The following is a 12,226-nucleotide window of genomic DNA, read 5'->3' as shown; positions in this document are numbered from 1 at the left end:
GGGTATTTCTGGTAAATCAGGCATGGAATAATCAAAATTCAAGGTTATTTCTCCTTGGCAGGTAATTTTTTACGAACTTGTTGATTTAACTCATCACTACGGAATTGAAAACGAAATAGTACCTTTCTATCAGCAGGGTTATCACGTTTTTGATCAGATTCTATTTCTCCGCGTCCAGCAGCTAATATTTTCTGACTTAAAGAAGATTGAGTGGGAAAATTGAGTTCATAAAAAATGTATTTATAGACTGAAGATGACCGTAATACACTAAGTTCTAAATTGGTTTTATTGTCTCCATCTGAGCTAGTGTGACCTTCTATGACTACGCGGCTAATTTCCTTTTCAAATTCTGGTTTAGAAAAAATTACTCCACTGTAAACAGGAATAAACTTACGGAGAAATTCTTTACCTGCTGGTTTAAGTTGGGTGCTTCCTTTATCAAAAAGAATTGATTCTTGAATACTTATATCTCCTGTCTCTGGGTTTACTTTAACATTGATATTTTTACTTTTCATTTCACCAACAACATTACCAATTACTATTCGTTTGGGTGCTTCTCTTTCTGCTAGTTGTAGTAGTGCAGTAATGAAAAGTAATGCAAAAAACATCAGTAATCCAGACATGAGATCACCAATGGATAGATAAATACTAGATTCATCATCCTCGGTAATTTCAGGTTCTAAAAATTCATTATTGATAAAATCATCCATGTTCATTTCTTCCATTGACGAAATTACTATTATCATTGGCAGCTACTAGGACTTCTGCGCTTTTTAGTAAGTCGCTACAAATTCTAGTCATAGCATGATCAGAACTTCGGAAAAAGTTTTCCTGTAAGTCAACTGTGTTTTTCATAGAACTTTGAAGAAGGTTTTGCCAAGTATTTAAACTATGAGCAAATTTTTCATCCAAATTCTTGTAGGAATTATCCACTTTCTGTACTTGTTGTCCGATATTTTCCGCAAGTGCATTTAGTTGAATTAGTCTTTGTGAATCATGTAAACCCGCAGCAATAGCTAATTCATGGATTCTTTGTACAGAATGCTGAATATTATTCATTGTTTGATCAATTTCTTGAGTTAATTGACTACGCCTTTGAGCTTCTTGTTGAAAGACTTGATCCAGATTTTGTACTACTTGATTTAATCCATCACGTTGTTGACCTAAAGTATCTTTTAATAAGTCATTTTGTTGTTGGAAAAAAGCCTGTAGATTGGCTTGATATTCTTCGCGGAATTTGGTTAAATCATCTTGCACAGTTTGACGGGTTGCTGTGAGTGTGGAATCAATATTTTCTAAGGTAGCCAAAAGATTATTTCTAGCATCATTCATTAATCCAGAAGCTTGATTCCCAACTGTTTCCAGAGTATTACTTTGTTGCTGGAAGGCTGTATTTGCTTGAGTGAGAATTTGTATGATTCCAGTCCGAGTACCTTGCAGCATTTGCTGCTCTACTTCTGCTTGTTCTCGTAATGCTGTTTGCAGTTCTTCTCGAATACCCCGGAAGGTAGCAGCAGCTTGTTCTGCACTAGCTTCAAATGCACTACGCTGGGATGTCATTCCTACAATACTTTGATCTACTGCTCGATTAATTTCATCGGCTGTTTGTTGAAAAAAAGTCTGTAAATTTGCTTGTGATTCTTGACGGAATTGAGTTAAATCAGCTTGCAGTGATTGACTGGTTGCTGTGAGTGTGGAATCAATATTTCCTAAAGTAGCTTCCAAATTATCTTTTGCAATATTCATCAATGATGATGCGTTATTACCAACTGTTTCTAGAGTATTACTTTGTTGTTGGAAGGCTGTATTTGCTTGAGTGAGAATTCCGATGATTCCAGTTCGAGTACCTTGCAGTATTTGCTGTTCTACTTCTGCTCGTTCATGTAGGGCTGTTTGCAGTTCTTCTCGAATACCCCGGAAGGTAGCAGCAGCTTGTTCTGCACTGGCTTCAAATGCACTACGCTGGGATGTCATTCCTACAATACTTTGATCTACTGCTCGATTAATTTCATCGGCTGTTTGTTGTAAAACTCCTTTAGTATCTGTTTGAAATTGAGTCAAAGTTTGCCCCAAATTGTGAGCAAATCCTTGAAGTTCTACTAATGTCTCTTTTTGAAAGTTCTGAATAGTCAATATTGAATTTGCTAAACTTTGAGAAATTCCCCCTAATTCTCTATGCAGAGTTTGTACCGCTTCTGAAGCTTGCTTTGTTAATTCTGCACTTTCATCTAGTCGAACTGCAATAGGTTCAATTACCTCAATTCGCAAATCTTGAATGAGTTTTTCTAGAACTCTCTGTCCCTGATTTTCTTGTATTTCTCTGAGTTTTTGTTGTTCTTGGTACATTTTTTGCAACTCTGGTATTATTACCAGTTGCATTTGCTGTCCTAAAGCTTTCCCAATAGCTTGACTTGATAACTGGTTTAAACCTGCAAATTGTGTTGATATAGCTGTACCTACAGCTTCTCCAATGCTTTCTGCACTCAGTTGATTTAACCCTGTTAATTTATCTGCTACTATACTAAGTGATTCGGCTGCTTTTTGATTAGCGTTATCTGCTGTTTCTAAAATAGCGATCGCTTTCAATTTTTGCCGTAAGCTATCACGTCGTTGCTGTCGCAGAGAATCACCTGCAAATAAAATTAAGGTGAACACACTACCAGAACCAAGCCCCATTAAGGAAGTTGAAAAAGCTGTTTTCATTCCCACTAATAGCTCCTTACTAGAAGCCATTAGTTGTTCAGATGTTCTGGTATCAAGGTCAATTCCTTGTAGTCCTTCTTGGATACCATAAAATGTTCCTAAAACCCCAATTGCAGTACATAAAGTTGTGACAAACCGTAGCGAACTACGAGGAATTGGACGAGATAATACTGATGGAGCTTTTTTCAGTATAAAATTGCCAAATTTTTCCTTCTGCTCTTTTAGTCTAGTGGGATTATCAGTTCCTAAATATTCTTGTAACCAAAGGCTAATACTTTTTAAAGACTTGATCTCTTGACCATTCGGTAAATTTTGCAAACATTGAATTGCTTTTGCTGTTTTACCACACTCTATATACCAATATTCCCAGACTGTATACAACTCATAAGCAATTGCGATCGCTAATACAAACGCTGTTGCCCAGTGAAAAGGCGAATTCTGCCAAACTATATTCCAAATATATCCGATTCCCATACCGTATCCTTCTATTTATTTTGTTTGCAACTTAGAAAATTTTTTGATCTCGTCAGCAGAAAGAACCTCTTGCGCTACCCTTACTGGCAAATGTTCTGCATACAGGTGGTTGTCTATAGGTTCTCTGAGTTTTAAGCTGTAAAGTCCCTCACCTTCGGCTTCTGTATCGAGAACCAGATGAACCTGTTCAGGTGCATAACTTCTCAGCACACGCACCTGTAATGCAGTTTTTAAATCCCGTGAGGATCTAGAAAGAGAGGAATTTTCACCAAAAAGCTCATCAGCTACTTTCCAAGCGTGGTTAACCGCTACAATTTCTCTAACAAGCTTCTCTATAGAAGGATACAACAATTTAACCGTGTTAGTCATTAATACTGATATCAGGTTTCTTTGAGCTTTGACTAACTTAGCATTATCAGGTATTGAGGGTAAATAATAATTTTTTCGACTAATTAGCTTGAATAAAATGATTTTTAAAGCAGTACCTTCTCAATACTTGTCGGTTAAGGAAATGTAGGTTGAGTTGAGCAACTAGAGCAAACCCCCCCCAGTCGCACCCTAACATCAAAGCCCTCAAGGGAGATTATGCAGGGTACTATCGCTACCGAATCGGCGACTACAGGGTAATCTATTCAATAGAAGATGAAGTGGTGCGGGTATTCGTTGTGGCGATTACTAGGTCGCGCTTCGCTATCGCTCATCGGAGTGAAGTATATGAACGGTAAATGTGAGTTGTGATTATACTAGCAAATTGGTATTAACAGCCTCAATTATTGACTGGTATTAACTAATAATCAATAAAAAGTATACATAATATGAAGGACTTACATAATAGCCGTATAAATTATGTTTCGCGTCAGGGCGTAAAGACGGAAACTTTAAGACTATTTGTGTAATAATTCTAATACACATTATTTAACGGACTATAGAGTTTGTGACTTTGACAAAAATTACCCCTGGACAACCACTGACTGATACACAGAAAAATGGCTTACAGTTAGTATCCCTCTTGGGTAGGGGTAAACGTGATGTTGTGTTAGCCATTGATGTAACGGAAAGTGTGGGTTTAAATGACCAAGGACGTATTCGCCTACGTCAGATAGTTGAAGACAGTCTCAAACCTGGAGATTCTGTTTATGTTGTTCCCTTTGCTCAAAATGTGGTTTTTGATGAGGTTATTTCTGTAGAAAATCCATTAGGAAAACCTATATATTTTAGCAAGGAAAATTCAGAAAATATTAATAAAGTATTAGCAAAAATTCCTTTTAATTATGATCCTAACCGCTATGGTACAGATATTCAAAGAGCAGAGTTAACAGTATATCAAGGTGTCGCGCAGATTAATCAAAATCGCCTTGCAAAAAATCAATCAATTAAACCACAGTCTGTTGTTTGGATAACTGATGCAACCTTAGGTACTAAGCCCGGAATTACTTCCGAAATTTGGATAGAAACTCCTGCTAATAGTCCTTTCAGAATTGCGACATCACCGGAGAGTGAAGAGAGACAGAATTGGATTAAGAGTTTACCTTTACATGAGCGATCGCTCATCATTAAAAATCAAGATAGTAAAGATTATAAACTATCTGTAATAGACCTTAATCCTACCATTCAAGAATTTTGTACACCAGCCCCCGGAGGACAAGAAACCTGTTTAGTTAATTCTTATTTACTCAAACAGCTATGGTTTCCCAGTTTAATTTTATTATTATTAATAGCTGCTGGTATTTGGAGTCTATGCAAATTTGCCAGATTACAAAAAAAATGGAAATTGCGAATTAGATTTGAAGATAATACAGAAGATGAAGAAAAATTATGTATACTACCAAATAAGAAGAAAATCGGCATAGGTGAAGATAACCCCAATTCCATTGACTGTCCAGGGGGAGAAATTAGAGGCCATTTACAACGTCAAGGAGAAAAACTATATTTAGTCCCAACACCAGAGGGAAACATTCAACTAAACAACAAAAAAGTGATATCAAAGACTCTCATAACCAATTCTAGATTTACGCTAAATTGTCCAGATTCACGCCAGCGTGATTACCAAATAAATGTTAAAATTGAAAAATAGTATTCAGGGGAAAAACTATGACTCAAGCATCTGCAAAAGAAACCCAATCTAGAGGCATTAATCGCACAATTTGTATCGGTTTAGGGGGAACTGGGAGAGATGTATTAATGCGAATTAGACGGTTAATTGTTGACCGTTATGGAGACCTAAATAAGTTACCAATTGTCAGTTTTGTTCACATTGATACAGATAAAGCAGCCACCCAAGTTACAGGGATTAGAACAGGGAGTACCTATCATGGTGTGGATTTAAGTTTTAAAGAAGCTGAAAAAGTCGGTGCTACCATGTCATCAAGAGATGTCACCATGTTTGTAGAAGGACTAGAACGGCGTTCGGAATATAGTAATTACGGACCTTATGACCATATTGGCAGATGGTTTCCTCCTGGGTTATTGCGGGACATTGGAGCAATTGAAGACGGTGCAAAATGTATCAGACCTGTGGGAAGATTAGCTTTTTTTCACAACTATCAAAAAATTAAAACATCAATTGTAACAGCAGAAAACCGAACGAGAGGACATGAATCTTTTTTGCTAAAATCAGGGTTAAGAATTGAACCAGGACTAAATATTTTTGTTGTTGGTTCTCTCTGTGGTGGTACAGGAAGTGGGATGTTTTTAGATGTTGCTTATAGCCTTAGAGATATCTATAGAGATGAAACTGCTAAAATTTTTGGCTATTTAGTGATTAGTCCTGATTTATATGGCAATACCAACAAAATGATTACAAATACTTACGCTGCTCTGAAAGAATTAAATTATTACAGCACTCCCGGTACAACTTTTGAAGCAGTTTATGATCTTGAAAATTCGGTAATTGTACAAAATAAAAAAGAGCCATTTGACTATGCTTATTTAATTTCTAATAAAACGCTAGGAGAATATCAGATTCTGACACAAGGTAAACTATGTAATGTGATTGCTCATAAGATTGCTCTTGATTTTTCAGGTGAATTAGCACCTGTAATAAAAAGCAACAGGGATAATTTTAAAGAAAAAATGATTGAATCAGATAAACATCCTCGTCGTAACACCCAAAGATACTTAACATTTGGACTGTCAGCAATTTATTTTCCTCGTGATACTATTATTGAAATTGCTTTAACAAAGGTAGGTTTAGAGTTAGTCAGGTTTTGGTTAAATGGCAAGGGTCAAAGTCCAGATCCTATTAACTTACTTGAGCAATTTTTAATTCAACATAATTGGCATAATGACTTAGGAAAACGAGATGGTTTAACTAATAAATTAGCAGAGTCTGTAGAAGAATCTAATAAGACCTTTAGTAATAGTCTCAAAACTTGGCAAAATAAATTATCCCGGTTAATTGCTGAATGTAGAAACAAGGATGACCGCACTAATATCCGTCAGCAATTAGCAGCGGAATTTTATAAACAATTTCGCACAGTGCAACCAGGAGAAACAGAAAGTATTCGCGGTTATTGGTTGACGAAATTAATGCAAGCTACTCCTAAGATTACCAAAGAACTTAATCGGAATATTGATGATTATGTGATGCAATTACTCACACCAGTAGATCCTAATTTCTCCATTAAAAATACACGCAATTGGTTAGATTCTCTGCGACACGAATTACATAAATATCAAGGGGATTTACAGGAGAAAATTACCGATTTTGGAGGCATAAAGCGCTTAGAAGATGTAGAAAGAAAATGGGAGAATACAGAACAAACAATTGAAGATATGGAAAATAAACTAGGTATTCCCTTTGTTGATTTCAAAAACATTCCATTTCAGGACGAGTGCAAAAAAGTAATGCAAGAAGTTTACAAAATTATCAAGCATAATTTTGAATTAACTGTATTGCAAGAAACTTTAAAAATTGTCAATCAATTACAAAAGCAAGTTCAAGAAAAAGAAAAGCAAATTGCAGCTTTTAGTAGTTTAGTAGAGGACTTAGAAAGTGCTTATGAAAAAGAGGAAAGAGAATTAAAACAATTGAATTTCGATGAAATGAGTGGAGAGGCAATTTTTGATACTGAAGATATAGAACTTTGCTATCAAACAATGATCCCAGAAAATGATGTTTGTCCTCAATTAGTCTTAGCAAGTTCAGCACTTACCGAAGAAAATGGTAGAGGAGCATCTTTAGCTTTTTTCCTGAATATAGAACGTACTACTCACTCTCAACTAAAACAAGAAATTGATCTGAAAATTGATAGTTTATTTGCTTTTCGAGGTAGCAATATTGTTACTTCTGTGATTAAACGCTTCATGCAAAAATACTCCTTAGCTGCGCGTTCAACTCGTCTAGCACAAATTATGCAAGAAGGTCAACCACTTTTGCGTTTAAATTTGAATGATCCTTATTTTCGAGATGAGACTGGTAAAAGTAGTAAATTAGTAGGTCACAAGAATACAGATGAATTAGAAGTCAAACAGTTTAAAAGTTTGCTAACACAGGACTTATCTGTTCAACAAAGTGAATTAAAAGAAGTTCAAGCAGATGATGAGATATTAATTGTTAATGAATATGCTGCGTTTCCTTTGAGATTAATTAGTAGTCTGGAAAGAATGAGAAATCCATATTTACGAGAACAAAATTCTGGTACATCTTTCTTGCATAATGACTATCGCGCTTCATTCCCTGATATAATTCCCCCTGATGCTAGAAGAATGGAAGAACTAGAGGATATTTTTTATCCTTGTTTAGCGTTAGAATTATTAACAGAAAATCAGGATACTCAGGAATTAGAGTTTAAACATTATGACTCTTTTCAAGATAGTTATTATACTGCTGCTGTGAGTGCAAATTGGATGCAAGCTTTAGAAGATTTGGCAAATAACCGCAATATAGCGGATACTTTGCAGAAGATTTTGGATGATACAATTTCCCAAATGGAAAATAATCCAAAATTATGGGAAAATGAATATCTACCTAAACTGCGTCAATTTCCAGACAAGCTCAAGCAAATACCCGAAGATAGTCCGAATTTTCCCCATATACAAAAAGTATATAATAATCAAGATACAGTAAGAAAGGGGATTATAAATCGTTTTTTGGAGAAAATGGAAGCAAAATTTAGAAACACAAATTCAATTTTACCAAGAAACAATACAGGAACTCAAACAGCTATTGTGGGGGAAATAGTTTCTCATTCTCCTCAAGATAATACTGGTAATCAAAATCAAGATAAATTGCGTTCGGAATTAGAACGTTTAAAAGAGTTATTTGATAATAACTTGGTTACTCAAGAATATTATGAGATACAAATGCAAAAAATCCTTGACAAATATCTAACCTAAAATAGCTTTTATGGGTAGTTCATATCTACCCAATTCTCACAGATTTCTTGTACTACTTCTTGCACTACCACAGGTCATTTTTATGCCAGCAATACCACTTTACTTAATTGTCATCACTCTCTTTCTGGTTGTTATTCCATCTGTGATTACTATTGTTATTCGCATATATCTTTACCGCTATTTAATAGATTTGACTAATAAAGTTCAAAGATTAATCAAAACAGGAATCAGGGGAGTACAACCGAAAATTATCCAAACATTAGAAGATAGATTTGAACAAGCTAGTAAACAATTAGAACAGGTAAATACAGCAGCATTAATAGATCAAATTTATAGTCAGGAAACAATTAAGGGATTTACCTGTGAACAAATAGATTATTTATGTCGCATTTTGCCAAATTTACTGTTAGCTTTTGGATTATTAGGAACTTTTTTAGGAATCACTATTAATTTATCTACTCTCAGTCAAACAATTAATCAAGCTAATGCTAGTGATGTCAGTAATTTAGTTACTGAGTTAAAGAAACCATTGGAAGGAATGAGTATTGCATTTACTACCAGTTTAACAGGACTATTTTTCAGTGCTTTGGTAACAGTATTCAATTTCATCTTTAATAGTGGACTTGCTAAATATCGCTTAATTAGTTCTTTAGAAGATTATCTAGATAATGTATATTTTCCTGAAGTGCAGGGTGATACCCGTCTTGATAAAATAGTTAATAAAATGGTATCTCAACAGGATGAATTTTTAACAAATTTTGGGAAAACAGTGCGAGAAGCTGTAGAACAATCTATGGGAAACGTCGCAAAACAAATTGCTGACGGTAATAAAGAAACTACAGATTTAGCTAGACAAGTTTATGAAAAATTTGATGCTGCTGCTGGAACTATATCTCGTGCTGCTGATGAGTTTAAAAGTTCAATGTCAGCATTAAATACAACATCTCAGATATTTAAACAGTCTGCTGAAACTTTTAATCAAAGTGAGTTTCCTCTCAAATTATCATTAGCTACTGTAGATTTGGGTAATACACAGCAGAAATTTTCTGAGTCAGCTACAAGTTTAGCAGCAACAACGGAATTGATTATAAATGCCTTAATTGAAATAGAAAATTCTAGTCAGAGTTTAATTAATTTAGGAGAAGAAATAAAATCTATGAACCAAACTTCAATTCAGGTATTAGAATTACATCAAAATAACCAAAATCTTCTTAGTGAAATTATCCCCCAACTTCATGCAGGAGCTAATAGTTACGAAAAAGCAACTAGTAAATTAGATGATTTAGATCAAAGAGTGGGAGATAAATTCAATAATTTTGATCAATTAATCACAGCTATGAGTCAGTTATTAGAAAATGTGAAAACATATACAACGGAATTAATTAGCACGGTTTCAACGGAAACTGAAAATTCTAGTCAGAGCTTAATTAGTTTAGCTGAAGAGATAAAAGCTATGAACCAAACTTCAATTCAAGTATTAGATTCACATCAAAATAACCAAAATCTTTTAACTGAAATTATTCCCGGACTCCAGCAAGGAGCTAATAGTTATGAAAAAGCAGTTAATAAACTGGATAATTTAGATCAAAGAGTGCGCGATAAAGTTAATAGTTTTGATAAATTAATCACAACTATTGAGCAGTTGTTAGAAAATGTGAAAACATATACAAATAATGTAAATACTGCTATTAGTATAGCATCTAATCAAACAGATGCTAATAGTCAAAAACTGATGAAATTATTAGAGAATAATAATTATCAACTAATTGCTGAATATCAAAATGTGAGTAATACCATTATTCAAGGAATTGACAGACAAACTAATATCAACAAGAAGGGTTTTGAGGCTAATATTAAAGGCTTGGAGCTATTAATTAAGAATCTTGAGGAATATCAACAAAAACTTAGTGGCACAAATACCTATACATGAGGTGCGTTACGCACCCTACTGTTTAAGTTGACTAACAAATTTACAAAAATAAAACATTGCAATTATGGCTCGTCGTTCACGCTATACAGAATATAATGAAGACCTAAACGTTTGGCCAGCATTTACTGATTTAATGTCTAATGCGTTTATGATATTGGTTTTATTTTTGTTTTTAACCATTATCATATCACAAATTAATAAATCACAGATTAGTAAAAATATCAATCAAAGTGTTCAAACTTCAGAACAGTTAGCTTTAAAAATTAAACAATTAAATGAGCAGATAAAATACTTACAAACACAATTAGAATCTCAAAAAAAGTTAACAGATACACCACCAATTATAGTTATAAAAGATCAAGGTGTTTATAGATTTGCCTCTGGTAGTGCGGAAATTCCTCAACAAATGTCAAATTATATCTTGAAGCAAATAGTACCAGAAATAGAAGCTAGAACTAAACAATATGGTATTAACGTGGTAGAAATAATTGGACACACGGACGGACAAGCTAATAGTAATGTAACAAGTAATTTAGATGTTAATTTAGAAGGTGTAGTTAGTGGTAACGGACTTGTAGGAAAATTACAAGCTGGTTCTAATGCTGATTTAGGATTGCTGCGTGCTTTGTCAGTTGTTAAGGTGCTGCGTGATATTCAAAAAAAAGAAGGCAAACTATCTGGATTATCGTTTCGCGCTTATTCTGCGGCACAGTTAATATTACCAAATGGACAATTTGCAGGAACAGCGCGTCAAGATGATGTTACCCGCCGACGAATTGAAATCCGATTTACACGGTCAGGAGAAGTGCAAGAAGTTAGATAAAAAATCACTATTTTCTCTATCAAAATCTTGCCTTTTCCCCTTGTCATAAAGTTTCCGAAAGTTTAAGAAAACAAATCATTGATAATGATAAATCTCGTTGCTGTTATTGCTTAACATCTGAAACAAATAGTGGTATTCCCATGACCTACAGCGATTTCCAATCATATAACCCACATTCCGCACCCCCCAGTGTCACAATCGGTAATTTCGGATTTTTGAATACCTTTGATGATAATTTTGATACAAAATCGTCGAAATCTTAGGTGGCGAACTGCTTGCAGCAGCGCTTCGCTATCGCCAATCTCAAATCCCCAAACGACCATTTTTCGTTGTGTGACAGTTTAGGGTGCGGAAGGTCGGATATAAGGTACATCTTAGCCCCCTCATCGCTTGCGGGGAGGGGGTTGGGGGTGGGGTTCTTGTTCCGGGTTTGATGACAATTTGCTGTATGGTCACATTCAACCAGTTTCACAAGGGGGAGATACAACTTTTGAAAATCTTTGTTTAGGCTGTCGTTCTTGTAATAAATTTAAAAGTAACTGAGTCTATCTATAGATCCTTTAACTGGCGAAACAAGATCACTTTTTCACCCTCGCAAACAGAAATGGTCAGAACATTTTGTCTGGAGTCCTGACGGTACAAGAGTGGAAGGTATAACGTAACTGTTCACACCCCCCAGGAAAAAGGGATGAAGAGGCAACAGGAATAGGGAGATGTTTTATACTAGAGATATCAAGAAGGCGATAGCGAAGCGCGACCTGGGAATCGCCTAGCGTGGAAAATTAAGAGGCGACAGGAATGGGGAGATGTTTGATACCCCGACGAGCAAGAGTGAGAACTGTTTAAGCTAAACTCTCTGTGGCTAAAGCCAGAGGCTTTGGCTCGTTTTTCGGTAAACCATCAAAAACAAAAACCCCTTAGCAATGATGAGAGCTAAGGGGTTTTGCTGTTAAATATAG

Annotated in this window: 9 protein-coding genes; 6 read left to right on the top strand and 3 right to left on the bottom strand. The window is 35.1% G+C overall.

What is annotated here, in order from left to right:
* Positions 1-44 precede the first annotated feature (44 nt).
* The 3 genes from FJR37_RS23685 to FJR37_RS23675 are packed head-to-tail and all read right to left on the bottom strand — an operon-like array spanning position 45 to position 3,546.
* Complete coding sequence (locus FJR37_RS23685) at positions 45-725, bottom strand: OmpA family protein (RefSeq protein ID WP_254434653.1); 681 nt, start codon at positions 723-725, stop codon at positions 45-47.
* A complete protein-coding gene (locus tag FJR37_RS23680; RefSeq protein WP_168467281.1) occupies positions 703-3,177 on the bottom strand; it encodes a hypothetical protein in 2,475 nt (824 codons plus the stop codon). The genes FJR37_RS23685 and FJR37_RS23680 overlap by 23 nt, the downstream gene beginning before the upstream one ends.
* Positions 3,178-3,192: 15 nt before the next feature.
* Positions 3,193-3,546 (bottom strand): hypothetical protein, encoded by a 354-nt coding sequence (locus FJR37_RS23675; RefSeq protein ID WP_168467280.1) that lies wholly within the window; start codon positions 3,544-3,546, stop codon positions 3,193-3,195.
* Between the two features lie 194 nt (positions 3,547-3,740).
* Here FJR37_RS23675 and FJR37_RS23670 point away from each other — a divergent pair, with 194 nt between their 5' ends.
* The 6 genes from FJR37_RS23670 (at position 3,741) to FJR37_RS27875 (ending at position 11,810) form a co-directional block, all read left to right on the top strand.
* Entirely contained in the window at positions 3,741-3,902 is a 162-nt protein-coding gene (locus FJR37_RS23670) for a type II toxin-antitoxin system RelE/ParE family toxin (protein WP_168467282.1), read from the top strand.
* Between the two features lie 209 nt (positions 3,903-4,111).
* Positions 4,112-5,251 (top strand): vWA domain-containing protein, encoded by a 1,140-nt coding sequence (locus FJR37_RS23665; protein ID WP_168467279.1) that lies wholly within the window; start codon positions 4,112-4,114, stop codon positions 5,249-5,251.
* A gap of 17 nt (positions 5,252-5,268) precedes the next feature.
* Positions 5,269-8,514 carry a tubulin-like doman-containing protein gene (locus FJR37_RS23660; protein ID WP_168467278.1) on the top strand — a complete coding sequence of 1,082 codons (3,246 nt, stop codon included), beginning with the start codon at positions 5,269-5,271 and terminating at the stop codon, positions 8,512-8,514.
* Positions 8,515-8,596: 82 nt separating this feature from the next.
* Positions 8,597-10,444, top strand: coding sequence for a hypothetical protein (locus FJR37_RS23655; protein WP_168467277.1), 1,848 nt, complete (start codon positions 8,597-8,599; stop codon positions 10,442-10,444).
* A 64-nt stretch (positions 10,445-10,508) separates the two neighbouring features.
* Complete coding sequence (locus tag FJR37_RS23650) at positions 10,509-11,267, top strand: flagellar motor protein (protein ID WP_168467276.1); 759 nt, start codon at positions 10,509-10,511, stop codon at positions 11,265-11,267.
* 390 nt (positions 11,268-11,657) lie between these two features.
* Positions 11,658-11,810: an HNH endonuclease gene (locus tag FJR37_RS27875; protein WP_371416163.1), complete on the top strand. Its 153-nt coding sequence runs from the start codon at positions 11,658-11,660 to the stop codon at positions 11,808-11,810.
* Positions 11,811-12,226: the final 416 nt, after the last annotated feature.

This window comes from Aphanizomenon sp. UHCC 0183, from assembly GCF_009712065.1.
Lineage (GTDB): Bacteria > Cyanobacteriota > Cyanobacteriia > Cyanobacteriales > Nostocaceae > Dolichospermum > Dolichospermum heterosporum.
The sequence above is the reverse complement of the archived record's forward strand: the minus strand, read 5'-3'. Positions and strand labels throughout refer to the sequence as shown.

What these genes read in the sequence shown, in the direction of transcription:
- FJR37_RS23685 (WP_254434653.1), bottom strand. Translation starts at nt 725, where the DNA reads ATGGAAGAAATGAACATGGATGATTTTATCAATAATGAATTTTTAGAA.
- FJR37_RS23680 (WP_168467281.1), bottom strand. Translation starts at nt 3,177, where the DNA reads ATGGGAATCGGATATATTTGGAATATAGTTTGGCAGAATTCGCCTTTT.
- FJR37_RS23675 (WP_168467280.1), bottom strand. Translation starts at nt 3,546, where the DNA reads ATGACTAACACGGTTAAATTGTTGTATCCTTCTATAGAGAAGCTTGTT.
- FJR37_RS23660 (WP_168467278.1), top strand. Translation starts at nt 5,269, where the DNA reads ATGACTCAAGCATCTGCAAAAGAAACCCAATCTAGAGGCATTAATCGC.
- FJR37_RS23655 (WP_168467277.1), top strand. Translation starts at nt 8,597, where the DNA reads ATGCCAGCAATACCACTTTACTTAATTGTCATCACTCTCTTTCTGGTT.
- FJR37_RS23650 (WP_168467276.1), top strand. Translation starts at nt 10,509, where the DNA reads ATGGCTCGTCGTTCACGCTATACAGAATATAATGAAGACCTAAACGTT.